Annotated in this window: 27 protein-coding genes; 4 read left to right on the forward strand and 23 right to left on the reverse strand. The window is 64.9% G+C overall.

Annotated elements, in window-relative coordinates; all coding sequences use genetic code 11:
• From B5E65_RS14980 to spo0A, 22 genes are all read right to left on the reverse strand, one after another.
• The coding region (locus B5E65_RS14980; RefSeq protein WP_143403044.1) for a THUMP domain-containing class I SAM-dependent RNA methyltransferase at positions 1 to 1,117 on the reverse strand (1,117 nt) is incomplete at its 3' end.
• Between the two features lie 136 nt (positions 1,118 to 1,253).
• Positions 1,254 to 1,775 carry a ribosome hibernation-promoting factor, HPF/YfiA family gene (hpf, locus tag B5E65_RS14985; RefSeq protein WP_087172570.1) on the reverse strand — a complete coding sequence of 174 codons (522 nt, stop codon included), beginning with the start codon at positions 1,773 to 1,775 and terminating at the stop codon, positions 1,254 to 1,256.
• A 203-nt stretch (positions 1,776 to 1,978) separates the two neighbouring features.
• Complete coding sequence (locus B5E65_RS14990) at positions 1,979 to 2,434, reverse strand: S1 RNA-binding domain-containing protein (RefSeq protein WP_087172571.1); 456 nt, start codon at positions 2,432 to 2,434, stop codon at positions 1,979 to 1,981.
• A 59-nt stretch (positions 2,435 to 2,493) separates the two neighbouring features.
• Positions 2,494 to 2,784 (reverse strand): septum formation initiator family protein, encoded by a 291-nt coding sequence (locus B5E65_RS14995; RefSeq protein WP_087172572.1) that lies wholly within the window; start codon positions 2,782 to 2,784, stop codon positions 2,494 to 2,496.
• Between the two features lie 49 nt (positions 2,785 to 2,833).
• Complete coding sequence (locus B5E65_RS15000) at positions 2,834 to 3,286, reverse strand: hypothetical protein (RefSeq protein WP_087172573.1); 453 nt, start codon at positions 3,284 to 3,286, stop codon at positions 2,834 to 2,836.
• Positions 3,287 to 3,291: 5 nt separating this feature from the next.
• On the reverse strand, positions 3,292 to 3,591 hold the full coding sequence (locus tag B5E65_RS15005; protein WP_087172574.1) for a YabP/YqfC family sporulation protein: 300 nt from the start codon (positions 3,589 to 3,591) through the stop codon (positions 3,292 to 3,294).
• Positions 3,592 to 3,658: 67 nt separating this feature from the next.
• Positions 3,659 to 3,904, reverse strand: coding sequence for an RNA-binding S4 domain-containing protein (locus tag B5E65_RS15010; protein WP_087172575.1), 246 nt, complete (start codon positions 3,902 to 3,904; stop codon positions 3,659 to 3,661).
• A 69-nt stretch (positions 3,905 to 3,973) separates the two neighbouring features.
• Positions 3,974 to 4,249 (reverse strand): HU family DNA-binding protein, encoded by a 276-nt coding sequence (locus B5E65_RS15015; protein WP_087172576.1) that lies wholly within the window; start codon positions 4,247 to 4,249, stop codon positions 3,974 to 3,976.
• 38 nt (positions 4,250 to 4,287) lie between these two features.
• On the reverse strand, positions 4,288 to 5,079 hold the full coding sequence (gene mazG, locus B5E65_RS15020) for a nucleoside triphosphate pyrophosphohydrolase (protein ID WP_242957578.1): 792 nt from the start codon (positions 5,077 to 5,079) through the stop codon (positions 4,288 to 4,290).
• A gap of 307 nt (positions 5,080 to 5,386) precedes the next feature.
• Positions 5,387 to 5,767: a zinc ribbon domain-containing protein gene (locus B5E65_RS15025; RefSeq protein ID WP_242957579.1), complete on the reverse strand. Its 381-nt coding sequence runs from the start codon at positions 5,765 to 5,767 to the stop codon at positions 5,387 to 5,389.
• Between the two features lie 97 nt (positions 5,768 to 5,864).
• Positions 5,865 to 6,791: a uridine kinase family protein gene (locus B5E65_RS15030; RefSeq protein WP_087172578.1), complete on the reverse strand. Its 927-nt coding sequence runs from the start codon at positions 6,789 to 6,791 to the stop codon at positions 5,865 to 5,867.
• Positions 6,757 to 8,205, reverse strand: a complete 1,449-nt coding sequence (hemZ, locus tag B5E65_RS15035) for a coproporphyrinogen dehydrogenase HemZ (RefSeq protein ID WP_087172579.1) — start codon at positions 8,203 to 8,205, stop codon at positions 6,757 to 6,759. Before hemZ ends, B5E65_RS15030 begins: the two co-directional genes overlap by 35 nt.
• A gap of 4 nt (positions 8,206 to 8,209) precedes the next feature.
• Positions 8,210 to 8,809 carry an MBL fold metallo-hydrolase gene (locus B5E65_RS15040; RefSeq protein WP_204655798.1) on the reverse strand — a complete coding sequence of 200 codons (600 nt, stop codon included), beginning with the start codon at positions 8,807 to 8,809 and terminating at the stop codon, positions 8,210 to 8,212.
• 28 nt (positions 8,810 to 8,837) lie between these two features.
• Entirely contained in the window at positions 8,838 to 9,287 is a 450-nt protein-coding gene (gene dtd / locus B5E65_RS15045) for a D-aminoacyl-tRNA deacylase (RefSeq protein ID WP_087172580.1), read from the reverse strand.
• Between the two features lie 19 nt (positions 9,288 to 9,306).
• Positions 9,307 to 11,475 (reverse strand): RelA/SpoT family protein, encoded by a 2,169-nt coding sequence (locus B5E65_RS16625; protein WP_242957580.1) that lies wholly within the window; start codon positions 11,473 to 11,475, stop codon positions 9,307 to 9,309.
• A gap of 6 nt (positions 11,476 to 11,481) precedes the next feature.
• A complete protein-coding gene (gene recJ / locus B5E65_RS16630) occupies positions 11,482 to 13,518 on the reverse strand; it encodes a single-stranded-DNA-specific exonuclease RecJ (RefSeq protein WP_242957581.1) in 2,037 nt (678 codons plus the stop codon).
• Positions 13,519 to 13,561: 43 nt separating this feature from the next.
• Positions 13,562 to 14,773, reverse strand: a complete 1,212-nt coding sequence (locus tag B5E65_RS15055) for a 5-bromo-4-chloroindolyl phosphate hydrolysis family protein (RefSeq protein WP_087172581.1) — start codon at positions 14,771 to 14,773, stop codon at positions 13,562 to 13,564.
• Positions 14,770 to 16,386: an NAD(P)/FAD-dependent oxidoreductase gene (locus B5E65_RS15060; protein WP_087172582.1), complete on the reverse strand. Its 1,617-nt coding sequence runs from the start codon at positions 16,384 to 16,386 to the stop codon at positions 14,770 to 14,772. Before B5E65_RS15060 ends, B5E65_RS15055 begins: the two co-directional genes overlap by 4 nt.
• 7 nt (positions 16,387 to 16,393) lie before the next feature.
• Positions 16,394 to 17,659, reverse strand: a complete 1,266-nt coding sequence (locus B5E65_RS15065; protein ID WP_087172583.1) for a CdaR family protein — start codon at positions 17,657 to 17,659, stop codon at positions 16,394 to 16,396.
• Positions 17,646 to 18,530, reverse strand: a complete 885-nt coding sequence (gene cdaA / locus B5E65_RS15070; RefSeq protein ID WP_242957582.1) for a diadenylate cyclase CdaA — start codon at positions 18,528 to 18,530, stop codon at positions 17,646 to 17,648. Before cdaA ends, B5E65_RS15065 begins: the two co-directional genes overlap by 14 nt.
• A 98-nt stretch (positions 18,531 to 18,628) precedes the next feature.
• Positions 18,629 to 19,753, reverse strand: a complete 1,125-nt coding sequence (ispF, locus tag B5E65_RS15075) for a 2-C-methyl-D-erythritol 2,4-cyclodiphosphate synthase (protein WP_087172584.1) — start codon at positions 19,751 to 19,753, stop codon at positions 18,629 to 18,631.
• 172 nt (positions 19,754 to 19,925) lie between these two features.
• The gene (gene spo0A / locus B5E65_RS15080) at positions 19,926 to 20,675 is read right to left on the reverse strand and encodes a sporulation transcription factor Spo0A (RefSeq protein WP_087172585.1); all 750 of its coding nucleotides are present in this window, start codon (positions 20,673 to 20,675) and stop codon (positions 19,926 to 19,928) included.
• A gap of 349 nt (positions 20,676 to 21,024) precedes the next feature.
• Between spo0A and B5E65_RS15085 the strand changes: the two genes are divergently transcribed.
• Entirely contained in the window at positions 21,025 to 22,074 is a 1,050-nt protein-coding gene (locus B5E65_RS15085) for a helix-turn-helix domain-containing protein (protein WP_087172586.1), read from the forward strand.
• A 68-nt stretch (positions 22,075 to 22,142) separates the two neighbouring features.
• Here the strand turns inward: B5E65_RS15085 and spoIVB are convergent, their stop codons facing one another.
• A complete protein-coding gene (gene spoIVB / locus B5E65_RS15090) occupies positions 22,143 to 23,372 on the reverse strand; it encodes a SpoIVB peptidase (protein ID WP_087172587.1) in 1,230 nt (409 codons plus the stop codon).
• Between the two features lie 199 nt (positions 23,373 to 23,571).
• On the opposite strand from spoIVB, the gene B5E65_RS15095 reads away from it, so the two are divergent.
• The 3 genes from B5E65_RS15095 to B5E65_RS15105 are packed head-to-tail and all read left to right on the forward strand — an operon-like array spanning position 23,572 to position 25,879.
• Entirely contained in the window at positions 23,572 to 24,204 is a 633-nt protein-coding gene (locus B5E65_RS15095; protein ID WP_087172588.1) for a TetR/AcrR family transcriptional regulator, read from the forward strand.
• Positions 24,189 to 25,088: an ABC transporter ATP-binding protein gene (locus B5E65_RS15100; RefSeq protein ID WP_087172589.1), complete on the forward strand. Its 900-nt coding sequence runs from the start codon at positions 24,189 to 24,191 to the stop codon at positions 25,086 to 25,088. Before B5E65_RS15095 ends, B5E65_RS15100 begins: the two co-directional genes overlap by 16 nt.
• Positions 25,085 to 25,879, forward strand: coding sequence for an ABC transporter permease subunit (locus tag B5E65_RS15105; RefSeq protein WP_087172590.1), 795 nt, complete (start codon positions 25,085 to 25,087; stop codon positions 25,877 to 25,879). Before B5E65_RS15100 ends, B5E65_RS15105 begins: the two co-directional genes overlap by 4 nt.
• The last annotated feature ends 161 nt before the right edge of the window (positions 25,880 to 26,040 follow it).

Genomic DNA, 26,040 nt, shown 5'->3' on the forward strand with positions numbered 1-26,040 from the left:
GGCGGGGCGGGAAGTACATGTACACCTGGCAGGGAATCATGCCGTTGTACAGCTTGCGGCGGCGGACCGCCTTTTTGCCGAAGTGGGCTTCAAAATCCGCGTCGGCGGTGATCACGTAGGTGCCGGACACCGGATGGGCAGCCAGGCGCTTGCCCAGCACACCGGCCAGGCGGGCGGCCTCGTCCAGATCGCCCAGACGCTCGCCGTAGGGCGGGTTGGTAAGCACGATGGCCTCGGCGGGCGGGGCAAAATCCGCCACATCCGCCTGAGCAAAGACGCACCGCTCCCCTACTCCGGCCAGCTTGGCGTTCTGGCGGGCCAGCTCCACGGCGGCGGGGTCAATGTCCCAGCCGCGGCCCTCAAAGGCGGCGTCCCGCCGGATCTCCGACAGGGCCTTTTCCCGGGCGGCGGCCCAGAGGGCGGGCGGGCAGAAGCTGTACCGCTCGGCGGCAAACCGGCGGCGCAGGCCGGGGGCGATGTTCATGGCCTTCTGGGCGGCCTCGATCACCATGGTGCCGCTGCCGCAGAAGGGGTCGCAGACCAGGCTGTCCCGGCGGACCCGGCCCAGGTCCGCGATAGCCGCGGCCAGGGTCTCCTTGATGGGGGCGCCGGTGGCGTTGCGGCGGTAGCCCCGCTTGTGCAGGCCGTCGCCGGTGGTGTCCAGCATGAGCTCCACCTGGTTTTTGCGCAGGGAGAACCGCAGCTTGTAGAGGGGGCCGTCCTCCGGCAACAGGTTGACCCGGTGGCCCTTTTTGAGCCGTTCCACCACCGCTTTTTTCACGATGCTCTGGCAGGCAGGCACGCTGGACAGGGTGCTGGACAGGCTGGAGCCCTTGACGGGGAACTGGGCGTTGGCGGGGATCAGCTCCTCCCAGGGCACGCTGTAGACCCCGTCGAACAGCTCGTCAAAGGTGGTGGCGGTGTAGGTTTTGAGCAGCAGCAGCACCCGCTCGGCGCAGCGCAGGTTCAGGTTGGCCTCGGCGATCAGGGAAGCCGGGCCGGAAAAGGCGATGCGCCCGTCGGTGACCTGCACATCCTCCGCGCCCAGGCGGCGCACCTCAAAGGCGGCGGTGGACTCGGTGCCGAAATAACAGGGGGCGATCAGTCGGTAGTTCAAAGAAATGCTCCTTCCGGCCACAGGGCCTTGATAATCAGAAAATACGGGGATATTGTACCACATCCGCCCGGTTTGGGCAACCGGCGCGCAGCATAACAAAAGGGGCGCCTTTTGCAAGGCGCCCCGGGCAGTTGGTTCAACGTTCGGGAATCAGCACACCGTAGCTGCCGTCCGCACGGCGATAGACCAGCTGGATCTCATCGCTGGCAGCATCCCGGAACAGATAGAAGCTGTGGCCCAGCAGGTTCATATCCAGGATGGCGTCCTCCACGGTGCAGGGCTTGACCGGGAAGTGCTTCTCACGGATGACCTGATAGGGCTCTTCGTCGGCGGGCTCCTCCGTCGGCACGGTGTCCGCCACGGCGCGGGTGAGCTTGTCGCCCAGGCGCTTGCGGTTCTTTACCACGCGGCGGGTCAGCAGATCCACCGCATCTTCCAGTGCATCTTCCATACGGGGGGCCTGTTTCTCGGCCCGCAGGATCAGGCCTTTGTCACGCACCGTGATCTCCACCGTCTGGCCGCTTTTTTCCACCGTTACGGTGACCTGCGCCTGTGCATCGGCGGAGAAGAACTTGTCCAGCTTGGCAAGCCGTGCCTGCACCTTATCGGTGAAGCTGGGTTTCAAACTGACTTTGCGTCCGGTACATACGATATTCATGCCTGTGCCTCCTTTATCGGGCGGCGCTTGGTCGAACAGACCACGCGGCGCCCGTTCGATGGTTATATTATAGCAAAGATGCACAAAAAATACCAGTCCCCCCCCGCAGCGGCACTTTTTCACCAAAAAGCCGAAAAAGGGCAGCAAAAAGCCCCCGGCAGGCTGTGCCGGGGACGAAAAAAATATTTTTGTGAAAACGCTTCTCAGCGCCGGCGGGACCCGCCGCCGCGATGGGCCTCGGTTACCCGCTTGAGATCGGCGTTCTTCTCCTCGCTCTGGCTCTTCCAGCGGGCCATCATATCCTCAAAGCTCAGATCGCCCTGGGGCTGCGGCGCCTTGGGCTGCCAGACCCGGCCGGTATCGGCACGGCCGCCCCGCTGGGCGGGACGGGGACCACGGGGCCCGCGGGCAGGACGCTCCGGCGGGGGCAGGGTGCGCTTGATGGAAAGCGCGATCTTGCCGTCCTCCGCAATGTTGATAATCTTGACCTTGACCGTCTGGCCTTCGCTCAATACGGCCGACAGGTCCTGGATAAACTCATTCGATACCTCGGAGATATGTACCATGCCGGTTTTGCCCTCCGGCAGGGTGACGAACGCCCCGAACTTTTTCACGCCGCTGACGGTGCCCTCTACAATCGTTCCAACCTCTAACTGCACGCAAGAATCCCCTTTTGTTTGATTTACTGGCAGGGACCGCAACGTCCCCTGCCGCCTGTTCAGCTGCCGCTGACGTCCACAAAGACCCGCTCATCCGGGCGGGCATAGCCCAGCCGGTCGCGGGCGACCCGCTCCACGATTTCCTCCTCGCTGCCGCTGGTGAGCACGCGCTCCAACTCTTCGTTTTCCGCCTGCTGCTGTTCCAGCTGCTGCTGGACCGAGGCCAGCGCCTGCTGTTTGGAGCTGATGGAGACCTGGTTCACCACAATGCCTACGATCAGGTAGGTACCTGCGCAGACCGCCGCCGCCCAGAAAAACATCCGGGACATAAAGTGCTTGTTGCGTTTCACCACGGGGCCCCCTTCCCTGGGACGCTGTTGCAGAAAACAGACGTTTCAGTTAATTTGAATTATACAACAACCCGGCATTTTTTTGCAACCGTTTTTTCCGTCTTTTCCGGCTTCGGGAGCGGATTTTGCGCCATTTGTCCCTGGTAAAACCGCCCAGCCGGGCCCCGGCGGGAAGAATGGCCAGCCGCAGCGCCAGCGCAAAGGGCAGCGCCGCCGCCCAGCGGGCCAGACGGGCGGCATACAGCACGGCGGGCCCCAGGGTCAGCCAGCCGGCCCAGAGCCCGGCGGCCAGGGCCGGCAGCATATACCAGCGCAGCGCCCCCGCCGCGCTGCGGGTGGCCGAAAACCCGCACAGCAGCACCGCCGCCAGCGCAAAGCCCGCCACATCCAGCACAAACCGGGCGGCCTTTGTGCCGCCCAGCACCGCCCGCCCGGCCAGCAGCATCCCGGCCAGCAGCACCCCCAGCGCCAGGCAGGCGGACAGATCCGCCGCCAGGCCCATCGCGGTCAGCGTACCAGCCGCCGCAGCCAGCCGCCGGCGGTGGGGCGGGGCTCGGTATACTGCAGATAGTCGATCCGGCCGAAGATCCGCAGTTCGCCGGTCTGGGCGCTGAGCTCGCTGACCCGGATCTCCTGGCCGCCGATGGTAAGAATCCCCTGGCTGGTTTCCAGCACCGCGCCGTTTTCGTCACAGCTGACGATGCGGGTCACGCCGGTGGCGCTGATGGAACCCCGGTTTTCCACGATCAGGGTATGGGGCTGCCGGGCCTGCGCCGGGGCCGCGGGAGCCGGGCTGCGCTGCTGCATATACGGGCACCTGCCTTTCTTGTGCTACAAACGTATGCGCCCGCGCACAAAAAAATGCCGGAGGGACTCAACCCTCCAGCACCTCGTACATCTCCCGGGCCACGTCCTTGCCGGCGGGCGCATCTACGCTGAGCACCCGCACCTTGACCGGACGATTGCCGAAGGTGATCTCGATCTCATCCCCCACCTTGACCGCATAGCTGGCCTTGGCGGGCTTGCCGTTGACCAGGATGCGGCCTGCGTCGGCCACCTCGTTGGCCACGGTGCGCCGCTTGATCAGGCGGCTGACCTTAAGATATTTATCAATACGCATACGCTGCCTCCTGTTTTTACAGAAAAGGCCCCGCCGCAGCGGTGCGGCAGGGCCCGGAAAACGGATCGCTTACTTGGAAACGGCGTCCTTCAGGGCCTTGCCGGCCTTGAACACGGGAGCCACGGAAGCGGCGATCTCGATGGGCTCCTTGGTGCGGGGATTGATGCCGGAACGGGCGGCACGCTCATGGGTCTCGAAGGTGCCGAAGCCCACCAGGGAAACCTTGTCACCGGCCTTCAGGGCCTCGGTGATAGCGTCCAGAGCAGCGTTGACAGCCTTCTCGGCATCCTTCTTGGTGATTTCAGCTTCGGCGGCAACCTTAGCGATCAGTTCAACTTTGGTCATTATAATTCAACCTCCAAAATTTTATCAGCACAGAGCGATTACTCTGAAGCTTGCGTTGATTCTTGCCCCCAGCAGACGGCCAGGGCTTCCGGTGCGGCCCCGGCCAGGGTGGTTCCGGCAGCCAGGGCGGCGTCCTCACAGGCCTCCACCCGGCGGGTAAAGGCAGTGCCCGCGCGGGTAAGCGCTTCTTCCGGCTCCTGCCCCAGGGCACGGGCCAATGCCACCGTATCAAACAGCAGCCCGCCCACACCAGCGGTTTCGCCAGCGGCCAGGGCCCGGCGCATATTGTCCAGCCCGGCCTGCAGCCGGTCCAGCGCGGCGGCGGCATCCGGCGCGGGAACGCCCCGCCCGGCAGCCCGCTTCTGCAGCTTGGCCGCCCGCATCAGAGCGGGCAGGGCGGCGGGCACGCTTTCCAGATCGTCCCGGGCGCTGTTGCGGCCTTTTTCGGTATTCTTGCGCTCGTTCCAGTTGGCCAGGGCCTGTTCGCCGCCGGCGGCCTGCGCCTCCCCGAACACATGGGGATGTCGGTAGACCAGCTTCTGGCACAGCTCGTTGCACACATCGTCAAAGGTGAACCGGTCCTGTTCGGTCTCCATCTGGCAATGCAGCACAACCTGCATGAGCACATCGCCCAATTCTTCCCGCAGCAGGTCGGCGTCCTTCAGGTCGATGGCGTCCACCGCCTCGTAGGTCTCCTCCAGGAAATTGGCCCGGATGCTCTCATGGGTCTGGGCCCGGTCCCAGGGGCAGCCGCCGGGCGCGCGCAGCAGGCGCACGATCTCCAGCAGGTCCCGGATATCATACCGGGTTTTGGGCGTAAACTCCACCATAGAGGGCACCTCCCGGCGGCGCGGCTTTGCGGCCTGCCGTCTGCAAACGAAAAATCGACTTTTACCATTTTACAGTACACTTTGCCGGTTTGCAAGTATTTTATACGGAAAGTCACAGTATTTGAACAGATGTTAAGCATTTCCAGCACACCGGCTGCCGCAAAACCCGCCAAAATGGCAGGAACAAGCGGTTTTTGGGACCGGATACCCGACGCCAAAAGCCCCCCGGCGAGCGCCGGGGAGCCTGCCTTATTCGGGACGTTTCGGGCGGGTGCGCCGGATCACCAGCGCGCCGCCCAGCGCGGGCTTAGAGCTGTGCCCCGCACCGATGACAAAAGAGGGCATCCTCTTCCACCTCGGCGCCGCACTGGGGGCAATGACGCTCCGCCTTTTCGGCGGAGGCAGCGGCGGGGGTGAACTCCGGCTGGGCCTTGATGCGGTCGATCTCCGCTTCGATGGCGGCGATGGCCTGGACGTACTTGTCCACCAGTTCGCGGTTTTCTTCCCCGCTGCGGATCAGGCTGTAGACCAGCGCGCCCAGCTGACGCTGCGCACGGGCCAGCTTGTTCTGGGCGTTGAGCAGCTCCACCTGCCTCTTGCCCTTGTCGGCCAGGTCTACGGCGGCTACCTTTACGCTCTGGGCCACCTCAACACCGGCGTCCAGAATACGGTTCAGATCCAGATTCATGCGAAAGCACCTCTCATTCCCGGGCTGTGCGCCCGTTGTTTGGTTTGGAATTACCTGTATTATACCGCCCCGGCCCCCGGGACGCAAGCGGCAGCTTTCAGCCCAGGAATTCCCGCAGCATACTGTCGGCGGGCACCAGATCCAGGCTCAGCGGGTCGCACAGGGCAAACCGCCCGGCCAGGCTGTTGAGCATCTCGGCCAGGGGGCTGTCGTCCGGCAGCTTGCCCGCCAGCGGCGCAATCTGCCCGGCCAGCAGGCAGGGCTCGTAGCTGAAGGAGGTGTCCAGCAGCAGGTCGGCCTCCACCTTGAAAGGCTTGATAAACCGGTCTTCGCCGGCGCAGACGCTGCTCCACATGCCCAGGGTCTTTTCCAGGCTGTGGCCCCGGTACTTGTAATCCCGCACCATACGGCGGGCCAGGCGGATATCCCGGGTGGGCAGTACCCGCTGGCCCTTGTGGGAGTATTCCTCCCGCAGGCCCGCGTAGATCTTGTAGACCTTGTCCCGGGGCAGGGTTTCGGTCAGGATGGGGTTCAGCGCGTGGATGCCCTCCACCACGCAGACGCCCCCGTTCAGGTTGATGTGCTCGGTTTCGGGCTTGCGGTACTCGGTGGTGAAATCGAACACCGGCAGCTCGGCCTCGCCCCGGGTCAGCAGCTGGCTGAGCACCGTGTGGATGGCGGGGATGTCCAGGGCGGTGATGTTTTCGTAATCCTTGGTACCGTCCGGCAGGCGGGGGTAGTCGTTCAGGTTCAGATAGAAGTTATCCAGGCTGACCACCTGGGCCGGGCAGCCCCGACGCTCCAGGGCGGCGGCCAGCTTGTGGGCGCTGGTGGTCTTGCCGGAGGCGGAGGGGCCGGTGAGCATCACCACATGGCAGCCGCTGGCCAGCACCTCGCCCGCCGCGGCGTATACCCGGCTTTCATACTCGATCTCGCAGTGGGAGACGAAACTTTTGGCGCTTTCGGCGGCGGTGTTGATCAGGCTGGTCTCAACCAGTCGTTTCGGGATCCAGATAGCGGGCATAGAACTCACTCACTCCTTTTTTGCGGTCCATCACGGTAGCAAAACCATTGATGTAGTCCGCGGGGTACTTATAGTTGAAGATGCGCTGGATGTGGTCGCCGCCGGGCTGCACCAGCTTGGTGGAGCCGCCCGCGCCGGCCGACAGGATGGTATGCACCTCTTCCATAATGTAGATGTTGTACAGCCCCTCAAAGCCCGGTTTGCACCAGCCGGTGTTTTCCAGGTTCTGCAGGGTGCCCTTCTGCCGGTAGAGGTAGTAGGGCCGGTAGCCCGCGTCCGCCAGGGCGGAACAGGCGTGCAGCATCTCGGCCACGTCGCCGTACTCGTCCCGGGCCTTGTCGATCACCAGGTTGGAGGCCCGCTTGAGGGTCAGGGTATGCACGGTGATGTTTTCCGGGTTCAGCTCGATGGCCCGGCGCAGGCTGGCGGTGAAGCCCTCCACCGTCTCCCCGGGCAGGCCGGCGATCAGGTCCATGTTGATGTTGGTATGGCCCGCGGCCCGGGCCTCGGCGTAGCAGCGCTCGATATCGGCGGCGGTATGGCGGCGGCCGATGCCCGCCAGCACCTCGTCCGAGAAGGTTTGGGGGTTGATGGAGATGCGGGTGGCGCCGTATTCCTTGAGCACCGCCAGCTTCTCCGCGTCGGTGCAGTCGGGGCGGCCCGCCTCCACCGTGTATTCTTCCAGGCCGGACAGATCAAACAGTTCCCGCACCTTGCCCATAAGCTGGCGCAGCTGGCCGGCGGACAGGCTGGTGGGGGTGCCGCCGCCGATGTAGATGGTTTTGAGGGTCAGGCCGCAGGCATCGATCTGGCGGCGCATCTCCTCGATTTCCCGGCACAAAGCGTCCACATAGGGCTGCACCAGTTTATGCTCCCGCTCGATGGTGCGGGACACAAAGCTGCAGTAGCTGCACCGGGAGGGGCAGAACGGGATGCCAATGTACAGGCTGCAGTCCCGGGGCCGGGCGGCGGCCATCACCGGCCGCTGCAGGTCGGCAATGGAGAGGGCCAGCCGGTATTTTTCCTCGGTGCAGTGGTAGCGGTCCACGAACCGGGAGCGGATGGCTTCTTCCGACAGGCCGCGGGCCCGGCTGTCGTGGATAATGCGCACCGGGCGCACCCCGGTCATGGAGCCCCAGGGCGGGCGCACCCCGGTAAAGCCCACCAGCAGCTGGTAGACCAGATCGGTGAGGGCATACTCCGGGTCCTGGCCGGGGGCCAGCGGACGGCGCAGCCAGGCGCAGCGGCCGTTTTCCCGCACGGCGGCCAGCAGGTGGCGGCGGCCCGCCCGGGCCAGCACCAGGTCGTCCCGGCCGGCGGGACGGGCAGCCAGCAGCCGCCCCTGGGGATAGAACAGCCGGGCCACGTTTTCCGGTTCGTAAACCGAGGCCAGGCCGGTGATGACGATGTTCATAGTGTCAGCCTTTCATATAGGGATTCTGGGCCCGTTCCAGCCCCAGGGTGGTAAAGGCCCCGTGGCCGGGCAGCACCCGCAGCTCGTCCGGCAGGGCCGGGTCGTCGGCCAGGCGGCGCAGGCTGCGCATCAGGGTCTCCCAGTCGCCGCCGGGCAGATCGGTGCGTCCGGCGCTGCCGGCAAACAGGGTATCCCCCGACACCAGCACCCCCTCGCACAGCCAGCAGCAGGAGCCGGGGGTGTGGCCGGGGGTGTGCAGCACGGTGAGTTCCGCCTGCCCGACTGTAAGGGTCTGGCCGTCGGTGAGCCAGAGGATCTCCGGGCTTTCCTTGACCGGCCGGTCCTCGGTGCCGACGGCGTCGGCCCGGAACAGGCACAGGCGGGCGGCGGGCCAGGCGGCGCGCACGCTGTCCAGCCCGTACACATGGTCAAAGTGCCCGTGGGTGAGCAGGATATGGGTGAGCCGGGCGTTCTCCTTTTCCAGCAGCGGGGCAAAGCGGGCGGCGTCCGGCGCCGGGTCGATGATGGCGGCCTCGCCCCCGCTCACCAGCAGAAAGCTGTTGGTAAAATAGGGGGCGGGCCCGGTGAGATGAAGCAGTTTCACAGGCGTTCCTCCTTGCTTTGGGGCCGTTTTACCACTGGTCGGTGTCGATCAGGATGGTGACCGGGCCGTCGTTGGTGAGGGTAAGCTGCATATCCGCGCCGAACTCCCCGTGCTGCACATCGGCCAGGCCCTGCTTGTTCATCTCGGCCAGGAACAGCTCGTAGGCGTCCACCGAAAGGGGCGGTTTGGCGGCGGCGGAAAAGCTGGGGCGCTTGCCCTTGCGGGCGTCCCCGTAAAGGGTGAAGTTGCTGACCACCAGGGCGGAATACCCCAGCTGCACGGCGCTCAGATTCAGCTTGTCGTTCTTGTCGGTAAAGATGCGCAGGTGGGCGCATTTTTCCGCCAGCTTGGGCACCACGTCCAGGGTGTCCTGCTCGCCCACCCCCAGCAGGATCACCAGGCCGGGGCCGATGGAACGGGGTTCGCCCCCGTCCACCACCACCGAGGCGCCGCTGACCCGTTGGATCACAGCACGCATGGGCAGTTCCTTTCTCCGCTTACACGCGGGTCACGGCCAGCACGTCCCGGATCTTGCGCAGCTTGGCCAGTACGTTGTTCAGATGTTCGGTGTTGGTGATGCCCAGGGTCACCGACATGGAGGCCCGGCCGTTGTCGGCCTGGCGGGCGTTCAGGGCATAGATGGGCACCCGCAGCTCGCCCAGGGCCACCGCGATATCCCCCAGCAGGCCGTCGCGGTCGGTGGCAAAGATCTCCAGGGTGGCCTTGAAGTTCTCCTGCACGTTGTCTTCCCAGTAGGCGCGCACCCAGCGGCCCTCGTTGGAGGGATCGGTCAGGCTGGCCTGCACGTTGCTGCAGTCCCGCTTGTGGATGGACACGCCGAAGCCCCGGGTGATAAAGCCGATGATCTCGTCGCCGGGCAGGGGGCTGCAGCACTTGGCAAACTTGATCAGGCAGTTGTCGATGCCTTCCACCACCACGCCGTCGCTGCCCCGGGTCTTTTTGATGGGGATATCCTCCAGCATCATCTTGGGCGGTTCGGCGGCGCGCAGTTTCTGGTATTCGTCCTTGATCTTGCCCATCAGGCGGCTGAGCTGGATGCCGCCGTAGCCGATGGCGGCGTAGAGTTCTTCCACGCTGTTGACCCGCTGGCGGCGGGCAATCTCGGCCATGAAATCGTCCCACTTGTCGGCCGGCACGGTGATCAGGTTGCGGCGCATCTCCTTTTCCAGCGCATCCCGGCCGGTGGCGATGTTTTCTTCCCGCCGCTCCTTTTTGAACCAGTTGCGGATCTTGTTCTTGGCCTCGCTGGTGCGCACGATCTTGAGCCAGTCCCGGCTGGGGCCCTTGTCGGCGGGGCCGGTGATGATCTCGATGATCTCGCCGGTGTTGACCTTATGGTCGATGGGCACAATGCGGTTGTTCACCTTGGCACCCACCATCCGGTTGCCCACCGCCGAGTGGATCGCATAGGCAAAGTCGATGGCGGTGGCACCGGCGGGCAGGTTGATCACGTCGCCCCGGGGGGTAAAGGCAAAGACCTCCTCCGGCAGCAGATCGCTCTTGATGTCCTGCAGGATGCTGCTGGCGTCGTCGCTTTCCCGCTGGCTTTCCAGCAGCTGGCGCACCCAGGCCAGGCGCTCCTCCAGCTTGTCGCTGCCCTGGATGCCGGCCTTGTATTTCCAATGGGCCGCCACGCCGTACTCGGCCATCTGGTCCATCTCCCAGGTGCGGATCTGCACCTCAAAGGGGATGCCCTCGTGCCCGATGACGGTGGTGTGCAGGGACTGGTACATATTGGGCTTGGGGGTGGAGATATAGTCCTTGAACCGGTTGGGCAGCGGATGGAACATATCGTGGATCACGCCCAGCGCGTTGTAGCACTCGGCCACCGTGTCCAGGATGATCCGCACGGCGTAGACGTCGTAGATTTCCTCAAAGCTGTTGCCCCGGATAAACATCTTCCGGTAGATGCCGTAGACGCTCTTGACCCGGCTTTTCATGGTGGCGTTGGGCATGCCGTTTTCGGCCAGACGCTCCTTGATGACCCCGGCCACGTTCTTGACGAATTCCTCGCCGCCGCTGCCGGAGAGCAGCCGCTTGATCTCGTCGTAGCCCACCGGATCCAGGTAGTGCAGGCTCAGGTCTTCCAGTTCTTCCTTGACGTTGCTGATGCCCAGCCGGTGGGCGATGGGGGCGTAGACCTCCATGGTTTCCAGGGCCTTGTCCCGGCGCTTCTGCTCGGGCCAGGCGTCGCCGGTGCGCATGTTGTGCAGCCGGTCGCACAGCTTGATCAGCATGACCCGCACGTCCTGGCTCATGGCCAGCAGCATTTTGCGCAGATTTTCGGCCTGCTGCTCCTCCACCGAGGAAAACTGGATCTTGGTCAGCTTGGTGACGCCGTCCACCAGACGGGCCACGTCCGCCCCGAACTGGCTTTCGATCTCGGCCAGGGTAACGCTGGTGTCCTCCACCACGTCGTGCAGCAGCGCGCCGCACAGGCTTTCGGTGTCCAGGCCCAGGTCGATCAGGATGCGGGCCACATGGAGCGGGTGGCAGATATAGGGCTCACCGCTTCGGCGCTTCTGCCCGTTGTGGGCCTTTTCGGCCAGGGCATAGGCCTTGTCCAGCATGGCCATGTCGTAGGAGCGGCCGGATTCCACCGCCGCCTGTTTCAGGTCTTCATAGGTGATATAGCGTTGTTCCATAACCTCTCACTCCTCCAGTTGCCGCAGGATCGGCGCGCTGGCCAGATCCTGCTTTTGGGCTGCGGGCACCGGGGCCCAGCGGCGGCGGCCGTCCGGCAGGGTGCGGGCCTCCACCAGGCCCAGCTGCCGCAGCGCCTCCAGGCTGACCAGCGCTTTTCCCGCCTTGCCGCCCCCTACCGCGGCGAACAGGCCCAGCGAATCGTCGGCGCTCACCGCGCCGCTTTGTACCATGCGATACACCGTCACCGTATCGGCCCGCTCGGGGCGCAGGACGGCTTTCTGCTGCCCGGTCAGCGGCGCGCCCCCCTGCAGCGCCTCAAACCAGGAAGCCTGTTCCACAAAGGCCCCGTCCAGCCCGGCCGGGCGCAGTTCCCGGATGCGGCCGGACAGCTGGGGACCGTTTTTCCCGTCATAAACGCTCAGGGACAGGGCCACGTCCACCCTCTCGCCCGCACGGCAGGGCAGCTGGGCGGGCGAATACCCGAAATACACCGCATACAGGGTGCCGGTTCCCTGCCGCAGGCGCAGCCGGCTGTGGCGGCCGTCCCCCACCGGGTAGACGGCTTCCACCTGGGCGTCCCGCACCAGGAACAGCGGGGCCGGGTTGCCCGCCCCGCAGGGGGCCAGCCAGGAAAGGCTTTCCACATCTTCCACCGTGATCTCATCCAGCCGCACGGCCAGATCCAGCGCCAGGGTGGGGGCGGGCGGCACCGGGCAGCGGGCCCGGGCCCAGTCGTTCAGGCGGCGGCGCAGTTCCGGCAGGCGGGCCGGCTCCACCGACAGGCCCGCCGCCAGGGCATGCCCGCCATACCGGATCAGAAGATCCCCGCAGGCGGAGATGGCTGCGTGCAGGTTAAAGCCCGCCACGCTGCGGCCGGAGCCCCGGCCCTCCCCGTTCTGGATGCTGACCAGAATGGCGGGGCGGCCGTATTTTTCCACCAGGCGGCTGGCCACAATACCGATCACGCCGGGGTGGTAGTCCTCGCCCCAGAGCAGCAGCACCGGGTCCCGCAGCAAGGAGGGGTCGGCGGCCAGCCGGGCCTGCACCTCCTCCAGGATTTTCTGCTCGGCGGCCTGACGCTCCTGATTGCAATGGTTCAGGTCTTCCGCCAGGGCCTGGGCCTGTTCCCAGTCTTCGCACAGCAGCAGCTGCAGCGCCCGGGCGGGGCTGCCCATCCGGCCCGCCGCGTTGATGCGCGGGGCCAGGGCATAGCTGATGTTTTCGGCGGTCAGGGGTTTATCGCCCAGGCCGGCGCTCTCGATCAGGGCCATCAGACCGGGGCGGTCGGGGTTCTGCAGAACCTGCAGCCCGGCCTGTACCAGGGTGCGGTTCTCCCCCACCAGCGGCATCACGTCCGCCACCGTGCCGATGGCGGCCAGGTCGCCGCAGAAATCCAGCAGTTCTTCCGGCGCGCAGCCGTCCAGCGCGGCGCACAGCTTAAAGGCCACCCCTGCCCCGCAGAGGGTCTTATAGGGGCTGTCGTCGTCCGGGCGGGCCGGGTCCACCACCGCCACCGCCTGGGGCAGCGTTTCCGGCGGAAGATGGTGGTCGGTAATGACCAGATCCACCCCCAGCCGGGCGGCCAGGGCGGCTTCCTCCACGGCGCTGATGCCGTTGTCCACCGTAACGATCAGTTTATAGCCCTTGGCGGCCAGCTTTTCCACCGCGGCGGCGGACAGGCCGTAGCCGTCCCCCTCCCGGCTGGGCAGCATGCACCGCACCTTGGCGCCCATGTTGCGCAGATGCTGGTAGAGCAGGGCGGTGGCGGTGACCCCGTCCACGTCGTAGTCTCCGAACACCACCATGGGCTCTTCTTCATCGATGGCCCGCAGGATGCGCGCCACCGCCTTGTCCATATCCTTGAGCCGGAACGGGTCGGACAGCGGGGCGTTCTGCCCCAGCAGGGCCATGGCCTTTTCGGGGGTGTCCAGCCCGCGGGCCACCAGCACCCGGGCCAGCAGGCCGGGCGCGCCGATCGCCGCGGCCAGCGAGGCCGCGCGGCGGGGGTCCGCCTGTTGTACTTGCCATACCGAATATCCCATGGATCCTGTTCTCTCCCGTTTCTCCAGATTCTTGAGCCAGCGGTTACAGCCGGCCGTCGTTGCCCTTGACCCCGGGCACATAGGGGGCGGACCCCGCCATATCCAGGCTGGGCCCGGTCAGGCCCTCCTGGGCCAGCATGGACTCCAGCGCGCTGATCTCGGCGGACACGTCCAGGGCGGTATCCTCCAGCAGGGTATCCTGCAATTGGAGCAGCGCCTGGTTCACCGTGTCCAGAATGCGGTCGATCTCCTGGCAGATCTGCCGGGCCTTTTCGCCCGGGTTGTCATCCACCGAGGTATAGGTGCGCAGCAGCTTGAGGGTAGTGGGCAGATAGTACCGGGTCAGGCGGCGCAGCTTGGACGCCCCGCCCGGATTCTCCTGCACCCAGTCCAGCAGGTTCTGCACGATCTGCTCCATCTGCACCACCCGGGCATGCACCTGCACGTCCTCGATCATGGTGCGCAGCTGGGCGGTCTGGCGCAGGAAACTGCGGCCCTGGGCCAGCACCGCCTCGGCGGATTCATCCGTGGGGGCGGCCTTTTCGTCCTGCTTGGCGGCGCCGCGGCGCTGGGCCAGATACTCCTGGTAGGCGCTGGCGTCGGTGAACAGAATCTCGCCGTCCAGATCCAGCCAGACCCCGGTGAGAACCCGGTGCTTGATCAGCCAGGACAGATCCTCGGCCAGCCGGCTCACCGGCAGACGGGTATGCTGGCTCAGTTCGGCCAGGGTACAGCCCACCCAGCCGTCCATGAATTTCAGATAGCTTTCCGCCCGGCGCATCCCGCTGGACATCCGGATCAGGTGAATGCCCAGCAGCAGCGCGGCCCCGGCCATTACGCCGCCGATCACCGCGCTTACCAGTTCCAGCATCAGCAGAGAGCCCAGCGCGCTTATCCCCAGGCTCATGGCGATAAAGCAGGCAAAGGCGCCGGTCACGCCGTAGACCAGCTGCCGGCCCACAAAGCTGTTGTGCCGGGCGGCCAGACGGCGCTGCTCGGCGGCTTTGGCCTGCCGGGCGGCGATCTGTTCGGCCATGGCGGCCCGCTGACGCTCCCGTTCCGCCTGCCGCTGGGCGTTTTGCGCCTGCTGCTGGGCCGAGATATCCCGGGCGGTCTTTTCAATGACGCTGCCCACCTCGCGGCCCGCCTGGGCCAGGGCCGGGGCTACCGACTCCTTGAACACATGGGCCGCGTCGTTCAGGATCGCGCCCAGGTCGTCCTGGTTGAAATTTTTGCCGCTGTTTTTTCCACTCATTCCTTATACTCTCCCTCCACCGCCGGTTCGGGCGGCGCGTACTCCTCACAGAGGGCGCGGGCTACCCGCACCCCGTCCACGGCGGCGCTCACGATGCCGCCCGCGTAGCCGGCCCCCTCGCCGCAGGGATACAGCCCCGGCAGGGCCGTGCACATAAAGTCCTCCCCCCGCAGCAGCCGCACCGGGCTGGAGGTGCGGGTTTCCAGGCCGGTAAGCACCGTATCCGGCGCGGTGTAGCCTTTCAGCTTGCGGTCAAAACCCGCCAGGCCCTGGCGCAGGGCCGCGGCCAGTTCCTCCGGCAAAAGCCGGTTCAGGTCTGCCGCCGTCACGCCCCGGTCGTAGGTGGGCTGCACCCGTTTCAGGTCCAGCGCCGCTTTCTGGGCCAGGAACCCGTTCATGGTCTGGGCCGGGGCCGCATAGCCGCCGCCCCCAGCGGCAAAGGCCGCCTGTTCCAGCCCCCGCTGGAAAGCGATGGCCTGCCGCGGGTCCTCATGGAAATCCGCCCCGTCTACGCTGACCACTACCGCCGCGTTGGCGTTGGTCCCGGCGCGGGCGTGGTAGCTCATGCCGTTGGTGACCACGCCGCCCTCCTCACTGGCGGCAGCCACCACCTGGCCGCCGGGGCACATGCAGAAGCTGTACACGCACCGGCTGCCCACATGGACGCTGAGCTGGTATTCCCCCACCGGCAGGGCGGGATGGCCCGCCGCCTCGTGGTAGAGGGCCCGGTCGATGGCGGTCTGGGGGTGTTCGGCCCGCATGCCCACCGAAAACGGTTTGCAGACCAGCGGCAGGTTCTGGGCCATGAGCATATCGAAGGTATCCCGGGCGGAGTGCCCCACCGCCAGCACCAGCGCCTCGCAGGGGATGGACCCGGCGGTGGTTTCAATGCCCCGCAGCCGCCCGGCCGCGTCCCGGTACAGACCGGTGAGCCGGGTGTTGAACAGCACCTGGCCGCCCCGGGCCTCGATCTCGCCCCGGATGGAGCGGATGACCCCTCGCAGCAGATCGGTGCCCACATGGGGTTTCTGCCGCCAGGCCACATCGGCGGGGGCGCCGTGTTCCAGCAGGGTTTCGGTGACAAAGCCGCAGAGCGCGTCCCCGATGCGGGTGGTCAGCTTGCCGTCCGAGAAGGTGCCCGCGCCGCCCTCGCCGAACTGGATGTTGGCGTTGGGGTTCAGGATACCGGTGGCGCTGAACTGTTCCACCGCCCGCACCCGGTCGTCCAGGGCGGGGCCCCGTTCCAGCACCAGAGGCTGGTAGCCCTGCCGGGCCAGCACCAGGGCGCAGAACAGCCCGGCGGGGCCCAGGCCGCAGACCACCGGCCGGTGGGGCAGGGTTTTTGTGCCCCGGCCCAGCACCAGCGGCTGCCGGGGGGCGATAGCAACGCAGGGCGCGGAGCCGGCCAAGGCCGGTTCCGCACCCTCGTCTTTGAGTGTGACCGCGATGGTATACACCAGCACGGGATGGCCGCGGCGCGCGTCTACCGACAGGCGCGCCACCTCGCACCGGGCGGCCTGCGACGCGCTGATCCCCAGCGTGCGCAGGGCCCGGGCCTGCGCCTGCGCGACCGGCGCGGTCAGCGGCAGGCGGATGTTGCGTACATAGAGCATGGATTCCTCATCGTGATGTGATGTTGCAGGTAACGGTATAGGTGCCGATGGCGAACACCCGCGGATTGGAGGGTACCTGGATCTGCACGGCCACCGTCTGGGTGCCCACTGCCACCTGCAGATCCTCGGCGTTGATGCGGGCTTCGATGCTGCCGGCGGAAAGCTGTTCCAGATCCTCCTCCGGGCCCACCAGCACCACATTGTTGATCCGCTTGGTGGTGACCTCCACCTGGTAGTTGGCGGGCACATTGATCACGCTGATCTGGCTGACGTTGAAGCTGCGCTCGCTCATACCGGTGGTATCGAAGCTCAGGGTGACGCTGCTGACGTTCTCGTTGCTGACGATGCCGTCCGGCAGTTCCACATTCATCTGGTAATCCTTATCCAGCGAGAAGGTGGACAGGTCGAAAGAGCCCACCGACAGCTCGGTCAGGTTGTTGACCACCCGTTCCGGCCCGGATACCAGCAGGGTCTCCTGGCTCAGGCTGTACTGCAGGGTGTTCACATCAAAGTAGCTGGGCACGTTGATGAAGTTGACCACCAGCGGCAGTTCCACCTGCTTGTAGACCGACACCGTCACGTCCACGATGTCGTCTTCCATGGTGGTGTAGGGCAGATCCAGCGTTTTGCCGTTGGCGTCCCGCATCTCCAGCGGTACCTGTACCAGCTGGGATTCGCTGAGCTCGCCCTCCATCGAGAGCGGCGCCACCACGGCGGTCACCTGGGACACCTCGGTGGAGGGGCCGGTGATGGTGATTTCCGAGGGCGAACTGCTGACCTTGTTGAGCGAGTAGCCTTCGGCAATGTGCAGGCCGCTGGTCTCCACCGTGACCGGCAGGGTCTTGGTGAGGATGGTGTCAAACACCACGTCCACCGTGCGGCGGCCCCGCTCGATGGTGGCGGTGACCCGGTTTTCCAGATCCGGGTTGATGATCTTCACATTCAGGTTCAGGATCTGGCTGCCGGCCCCCTTGACCGAGGAGTAGTCCGGATAGACCACAAAGTCGGAGGCCCGGGCCGCACCCAGCACCGAACCGTCGCCGGAAAGGCTCAGGTCCACGGTGTAGGAGGGCTCATTCACAATGTCCAGCCCCAGGGTGGTGTATTTGGCGGAATCGTAGTCAAAGTCCACCGGCACGCCGCTCAGGGTGGTGCTGGTGTTGGGCATGACCGACATGGTCACGTACAGCCAGAGCAGCACCGCGATGCCCAGGCTCAGCAGCAGCAGGAAGCGCCGGTCGCCCCACAGTTTCTCCCACTTAAACTTTTTCATGTTTCTTTCTCCAGAAAGGTTGTTTCTTTGTCTTTTTCTCCATTTCAGGCGGCACGATCTCTTCCATCAGCAGGTTGAACAGGTTCTGCCGGTCCAGGCGGCGGATCAGAACGCCGTTCTTCGCCAGGGAGATAATCCCGGTCTCCTCACTGACCACCACGATTACCGCGTCGGAGTTTTCGCTCATGCCCAAAGCGGCCCGGTGTCGGGTGCCCATGTCCTTGCTGATCTCCAGGTTGTTGGACAGGGGCAGCACACAGCCGGCAGCTTTCAGCACGCCGTCCCGGATGACCACCGCGCCGTCGTGGAGGGGGGTACCCTCGTAAAAGACGGTGCCCAGCAGTTCCAGGGTCACATCCGCGTTGATCAGGGTGCCGGTGCGGATGATTTCAGAGAGGTTGGTGCCCCGCTCCATAACGATCAGGCCGCCGGTGCGCTCTTCACTGAGCTGCTCGGCCGAGTCGCACACCGCCACGATGGCGTTTTTCCATTTGGCGCGCACGGTGGCATCGTCGCTGCGGTGCATCTTGAACAGGTTGCCGGCCCACTGGTCGGTGCGGCCCACCTGTTCCAGCGCCCGGCGGATCTCCGGCTGAAAGACCACCACCAGGCTCAGCAGACCGATCTGCAGCACGTTCTGCAGCAGATAGGCCACCGTGCGGAACCGGAAGGTATCCGCCACCGCGTAGACCACCAGCAGCAGCAGCGCGCCCCGGGCCAGCTGGCCCGACCGGGTCTTGCGCACCAGGTTCAGGATGCCGTAGACCACCAGCGTCACGATCAGGATGTCCAGCACGTCCCGCAAATCGCTGGCTTTCAGGTTATTGATAAAATCCGAAATAAACTCGTTCTGCAATATCTGGCTGAACAAATCCGCTTCCTCCTGTCCGGGGCTTGGCCCCCGCGGGGCCACACTTAAACTTTAGTATAGCACACTGCCCTGTGCTTGAAAATGCCTTTGCCGCAATTTTACCGGGTCAGCAGCGCCACCGCATGGGCGGCGATGCCCTGCCCCGCGCCGGTAAAGCCCAGCTTTTCCTCGGTGGTGGCTTTCACGTGCACCCGGCCCTCGGGCAGGTTCAGCGCCGCGGCCAGGTTGACCATCATGGTGGGGATATGGGGGGCCAGCTTGGGCGCCTGGCACAGGATGGTGGCATCCACGTTCTGCACCGTCCAGCCCTCTTTGGCCAGCAGCGCCGCCACGTGGGAAGCCAGTTTCAGGCTGTCCGCCCCTTTGTAGGCCGGGTCGGAATCCGGGAAATGCCGGCCGATGTCCCCCAGCCCGGCCGCGCCCAGCAGCGCATCCATGATCGCATGGGCCAGCACGTCCGCGTCGGAATGGCCCAGCAGGCCTTTTTCATAGGGGATGTCCACCCCGCCCAGGATCAGGCGGCGGCCCTCCACCAGCTTATGTACGTCGTATCCGTGTCCCACTCGCATATCCATTGCGGTATCCTCCTTGGGCAGATCCTCCCGGGTGGTGATTTTGTAGTTGGCGTAGTCCCCGGTGGTGAGCAGCACCGGGCAGCCGGCCTGTTCCATCACCTGGCAGTCGTCGGTCAGGGCGGCGTAATCCACCGTTTCCAGCGCGGCCAGGTAACGGGCCCGGTCCACGCACTGGGGGGTCTGCACCGCAAACAGTGCCGCCCTGTCCGGAGTGGACTGTACCCGGCCGTCCCGGGCCACCTTGACCGTGTCCTTTACCGGCACGGCGGGGGCGGCGGCCCCACAGCGGGCGGCTCCCTCCAGCGCGGCGGTGATAACCTTTTCGCTCACAAAGGGGCGTGCCGCGTCATGGATGGCCAGCAGCTGCCCGGAGGCGGCCAGCGCCCCCCGGCGCACACTCTCGGCCCGGGTGGCGCCCCCCTCCACGACCCTGGCGGGCAGGCGGCAGGCGGCGGCGATGGCCTCGGCCCGTTCCCGGTTGCCCGGCCCCGCCACCAGCACCAGTTCGCCGACCAGCGGATGCCGGTCAAAAGCCTGCACGCTGCGTTCCAGTACGCTGCGGCCCTGCCAGGTATAAGCCAGTTTGTCAAAGCCCATCCGGGTGGACGACCCGGCGGCCACGATCACGGCGGTAACGGTCTCGGTCATGGGGCACCTCTTTCCGCGGCAAATAGGCCGCCTATCCAGTATGTGTATTATTATATAGGTATCCGGCAAAAAAATCCAGACTGCGCCCCGCAACGCAAAACGGGAGAGGACGCAAAAATCCTCTCCCGTTTTCCACATACACGGTGTTTTTGGTGGAAAATCCGCTGCGTTTTTAACCGATCCGCTGCTTTTTGTCCAGCCGCATCCGGTCGGCGATCATGGCGATAAACTCCGAGTTGGTGGGTTTGCCCCGCAGGTTGTGGATGGTATAGCCGAAATACATATTCAGCGTGTCCACATCGCCCCGGTCCCAGGCCACCTCGATGGCGTGGCGGATGGCACGCTCCACCCGGCTGGCGGTGGTGCCGTTCATCTTGCCGATCTCCGGATAGAGCCGTTTGGTCACGGCGTTGATGTACTCCGGGTCGGCCATGGTCAGCAGGATGGCGTCCCGCAGGAATTTGTAGCCCTTGATATGGGCCGGCACCCCGATCTGGTGCAGAATCTCGGTGACCGCCGCCTCGTCGTTGTCCACCGCGATGCGGGGCCGGGGCGGCATTCCCGCCGCCCGCATGACCCGGGCCGCCAGCACCGTTTCATCAAAGGGTTTGACGAAGTAGAAAGAAAATCCGCTTTCCAGCAATTCCTGTTCCAGATCCTCGTTGCGGAAATTGCCGGTGACGAAGAACACGGTGTTGCCGCCGCCCGCCGCCGCGTACCGCTGCTTGACCGCCAGCGCGTCCAGCCCCGGCATGAAGGCTTCCAGTAGCACCGCCCGGGGCCGCTGTTCCAGCAGGCAGCGCAGCGCCGCCTCCCCGTCACGCTCGCATACCGATACGTCCACGCCCTTCTGTTCCAGCGCGCCGCGGCAGGCCTCGGTGGCCGCGCCGATGTCCGTCATCAAAAATCGAATCTTTTCCATTGTCTTCTCCTCCATTAGTTCTCCGTTGCGGCGGATTTCCTTGTCTGGAGTAGATTTTACCAGTTATTTCCAATTTGTGCAATAGATTCCAAATTTTTCTTTGGATTTTTTCTCGACAGAAAATCACCCGGCAGCAGCGGGTTTCGCCCCCTCTCGCCCGCCAGCCGTCGAAGCGGCGGGGAACGGGGCGGAGGATTCTGGCGGTCGCAGCGCTGCCGACTCGCCGTTTTGGCAACCGAACTCGCCGTTTGCGTCCTTGTTGTTCAGTACATAAGCCTGTATACTGGCATTAAAGAAACAGGCGGCCGCCGGTTTCTGAGAGTAATTCTGTTGTACGGAGGGCTGTATCATGAAAACTACGCTCGGAACAAAAATTAAACAACTGCGGCTGCAAAAAGGCGTTACCCAGGACGCACTGGCCAAGGCTCTGCATATTGCCTGCCAAACGGTAAGCAAGTGGGAAAATGACATCTCTATGCCGGATATCCAGCTGCTGCCCCTGATCGCGGTCTACTTTGGATGCCGAATTGACGATCTGTTTGACTTTTCGGAACAGGCGCAATTTGACCGCATCGCCCACATGCTGGAAAGGCAGGAGACACTGACCGGGGAGGAATACCGACAGGCTGAACTGTTTTTGAAAGGAAAGCTGGAAGAGGAATCGGTACGAAGCGATGCTTTGCGGCTTTTGGCTGAATTGTTCAATCACCGGGCCGATGCCTGGCGGAAAACTGCCGAGTTCTACGCCCGGGAAGCCCTGAAACGGGAACCAGAGCTCAAGCAGAACCACAACAACCTGCGCCGGGCTCAGGAAGGGACAGTACCGGACTGGAACTTTGCCAACCACAGCCGGCGCATTGCCTATTACCAGCAATTCGTGTGCGACCATCCTACGTATGCAGGTGGGTATCTGTGGCTGCTGGACGAACTGTTGGCGGACGGTCGTCTGGACGAGGCCCAAACCGTCTGCGACGCGCTGCAACAGCAGGACAACAGCTGCCGGGCCGCCTTTTACCAAGGCAGGATCTGCTGGCAGCGAGGTGACCAGGAAGCAGCACAGACGATCTGGAACCGGATGCTGGCGGAGCACAGTGAAGACTGGCTGGCCTTTGCCTGTATGGCGGATGCCATGGCCGCCGCCTGCCACTATGACGAAGCTCTCCGGTACGCGCGGAAAGCCCAGCAGCTGCAGCCCGCCCCGAAATACACCGATTCGCAGGAGATGGCGGCACAGATTCACGAAATCCGGGGCGACTACAAGCAGGCCATCGAAAACCGCCAGGAACAGTTGGCCCTGCTGGAACAGGAGTGGGGCCTTACCGAGGGGCGGGACGTGGATTTTATTATCCGGGAGATTGACCGGCTGCGCCGGGCGCAGGAAGAACGCCTGCGGGCATGATTTTTGTTTGCAGGTCAAATTATAAACGCAGGCTCACACCGCTGTACTATCGGTGTGAGCCTGCGTTTTTATGCGGCGGCATCCTGCTCTTTTGCCAGCCCATCCGCCGTTTCCAGCATATTCTCGGCAAAGATGCCATAGCCGCGGGTGGGATCGTTGACCAGCACATGGGTCACCGCCCCCACCAGGCGGCCGTTCTGGATGATAGGGCTGCCGCTCATCCCCTGCACGATGCCGCCGGTGGTGGCCAGCAGATCCGGGTCGGTGACCCGCAGTACCAGGTTCCGGTTCGGGTCCTGGCGGGAGAGGGTCACCTGCTCGATCTCCACCTCGTACAGCTGGGGCTCGGTGCCCTCGATGGTGGTCAGGATCTGGGCCGGGCCCTCCTCCACCTCCTGGGACTGGGCCACCGTCATGTCCTGGCCGCCCAGCAGGGTGCGCACGGTACCATACACGCCGGTGGCGTCGTTGCCCAGCACGGTGCCCACCGCGATCTGGCTGGCAAACCGCCCTTTGAGCTGGCCCGGGTCGCCCACCTGACCGGGCTCGTAGCCGATGATCTCCACCGGCACGATCTCGCCGCTGCGCAGCACGATGCTCTCCCCCGTGTCGGTATCGCTGATGGAATGCCCCAGCCCGCCGAACATCCCGGTGGTATTGTCCACAAAGGTCAGGGTGCCCACCCCGGCGGAGGAATCCCGCACCCACACGCCGGCGCGGAAATTGCCGTCCGACAGATCCGCCACCGGGGTCAGGTTGGTCACCGCCTGTACCCCGTCCCGCTCATACACCACGGTGCAGGGATCGGAGCCCGCCGCCTGGATGGCAGCCCGCAGATCGTCGTTGCCGGTGATCCGGCTGCCGTTTACCGACAAAATCCAGTCCCCCATTTCCAGGCCCGCGTCCCGGGCGGGATTGCAGTAACCGGAGGCGGAGCGGATATCGCTGAATCCCACCACCAGCGCCCCGTCGGAAAACATCTTGACCCCGAACGAACTGCCGCAGACGGTAACCACCCGCCGGTCCACCACCACGGTGCGCACGGTTTTGACCGGCACCACCCCCCACAGGGTCAGGGTGGTGTTGTAGCTGCCGCCCACCGGCACAGCGGACGCCTGCAGCACCTGATCGCCGGTATCGGCGGTGCGTACCCAGGGCATGGGCGCGATGGTCAGGGGCTGCCCCTGCGCCACCAGAAAGGTATCCGGCAAACAGCTGAAGGTATACCCCACCACCCCCAGAAACGCCACACACAGCACGATCAGCAGCATCACCAGCCGCCGCAGAAAGGTTCGCATCGGTTTCGCCCTCCTTGGCCCGCCGGGCGGCGGGCGGAATTTTGGGGGCGGCACACCCGTGCCGCCCCTGTCCTGCCAAAACAGTATGTGCCGGTGCGCGGGAATTTATGAGCGGGGGCCTTGTAAATCTCAGTCAATCCGGTAGAATGAGGGCATACGGATTGACCGGCGGGTCAATCCCGCAAGAGGAGGAACGACCATGGACACGCCGTTTTCCCGGCTGCCTGCTGCCCGCCGGGCCGCCATCACCCGGGCCGCGCTGGAAGTATTCGGCAGCAGCGACTACAAACGGGCCAGCACCGATGAAATCGCCGCCCGGGCGGGCATCTCCAAAGGGCTGCTGTTCTACTATTTCCGCAACAAGCGCAGCCTGTATCTGTACCTGCTGCGGTACATGTACCACCTGATTGAGCAGCACATGCGCAGCAACAAGGTGGAACAGATCCACGATTTTTTCGAGATCATGGACACCGGGGTGGAGCAGAAACTGGCCCTGTTTGAGGCCACCCCCTGGGTGCTGGAGTTTGCGGTGCGGGCCTGGTACTGTTCCGACCGGGAGGTAGCCCCGGCGGTGCGCAGCTGGATGAACCGGATGCGGGACGGGCTGTACGATACCTGGTTTTCCGGCATCGACACCAGCAAATTCCGCCCCGGGGTGGACCCGCGGCAGGTGCTGGATATGCTGATCTGGATGACCGACGGCTATCTGCACGGGCAGCTGATGGCGGGCCGTCCGCTGGAGTTGTCCGACATTTTGAAGGAATACCGGGTCTGGTGCGCTGCGCTGCGCCGCTGGGCCTATAAGGAGGAATACCAATGCGTACACCGGTGATCGAGATTCAGAATCTGACCCGGGATTACGGCCAGGGCCGGGGTGTGTTCGACCTGAGCTTTGCGGTGGAACCGGGGGAAGTGTTCGGCTTTCTCGGGCCCAACGGCGCAGGCAAAACCACAACCATCCGCCACCTGATGGGATTCATCAAGCCCCGGGCGGGCCGGGTTCGGCTGTTCGGGCAGGACTGTTTTGCCCATGCGGGTGAACTGCACCGTCAGGTAGGTTATCTGCCGGGCGAACTGGCGCTGCCGGAGGAACTGACCGGCGCGGGAATGATCCGGTTCACCGCCGGGCTGCGGGGCTGGAAGGACACCCGGGATGCGGACGAGCTGGCCCGGCTGCTGGAGCTGGACCCCCGCCAGCCCATCCGGCGGATGAGCAAGGGCACCAAACAGAAGGTGGGGCTGGTCTGCGCCCTGATGGGGGAACCGAAGCTGCTGATTCTGGACGAGCCCACCAGCGGCCTGGACCCGCTGATGCAGAGCCGGTTTGTGGAACTGATCGGCCGGGCGCGGGCCCGGGGGGCCACGGTGCTGCTGTCCAGCCATCTGTTTGAAGAGGTGGAGCGCACCTGCACCCGGGCGGCGGTTCTGCGGGCCGGGCGGCTGGCAGCGGTGCAGCCGATGGAGCAGCTGCGCCGCAGCAAGAGCCGCCGGTATGTATTCACCTTTGCCGATCCGGAAACGGCAGCGGCCGCGGCGGCCCGCTGGCCGGACGCCCGGGCGGAGGGCGTGCGGCTGACCGCCCGGGTGCAGGGCGGCGAAAGCCTGCCCGCCCTGCTGGCGCTGGGTGCCGAATACGGGGCGCGGGATCTGGAGGCCCACGGCCTGACGCTGGAAGAGAGCTTTTATCAGTACTATGAAAAGGAGGCGCGGCAATGAGCGGGACCCTTTTGCGGCGGGATGCCGCCACGGCCTGGCGGCCCTTTCTGATCATCGGGGCGGTGCTGGCCATGTACGCCGGTGTGGTGACCAGCATGTTTGACCCGGAACTGGGCGAAAGCCTGCAGATGATGATGGAGGCCATGCCCCAGATGTTCGCGGCTTTTGGTATGGCCAATCCGGGCAGCACGCTGGCCGCGTTCCTGGCCAACTATCTGTACGGATTTTTGTATCTGGCTTTACCGCTGGTGCTGATCCTGCTGCTGAACAGCCGGTTTATGGTGCGGTGGATCGACCGGGGCTCCATGGCCTGGCTGCTGGCCGCGCCGCTGCCCCGGCGCAAGCTGGCGGCCACCCAGGCGGCGGCGCTTTCCGCCGCGGTGACCCTGTTGTGCCTGTGGATTGCCGGGCTGGGGCTGGCCCTGGCGGAGGGGATGTTCCCCGGCGAGCTGGAAATGGAACGGTTTCTCTGGATGAACCTGGGGCTGTGGGCCCTTTTGCAGCTGCTGGCCGCCATCTGCTTTCTGGCCGGCTGCGCCGTGCCGGACAGTCGGCTGGCCACCGGCGCGGGCGGCGGGCTCTGCGTGCTGTTCCTGCTGCTGGACATGCTGGCCGGCATGGACGAAGCCTGGGAGGCGCTACGGTTTTTCACCCCGCTGACCCTGTACGATCCGATGGCCCTGAGCGAGGGCACCGCCCACCTTTGGATGGTGGCGGCGCTGGCCGGGGCTGCACTGGTTCTCTACGGACTGGGAACGGCGATCTTCTGCCGCCGGGATCTGAGCCTGTGACAGACAAAAGAGCGGCCCCCATGCGGGGGCCGCTCTTTTCGTTTCATATAAGAACCACAAGCTATGCTTGTGGGCGAATATAGCACGAGCGTTGATACGGAAAAAAAGAACCTCCTTTTGCTAAAATAGAAGCGGGTAACGCCAACCGCACTACAGCAAAA

The sequence above is a fragment of the Gemmiger sp. An120 genome (genome assembly GCF_002160955.1).
GTDB lineage: Bacteria > Bacillota > Clostridia > Oscillospirales > Ruminococcaceae > Gemmiger_A > Gemmiger_A avium.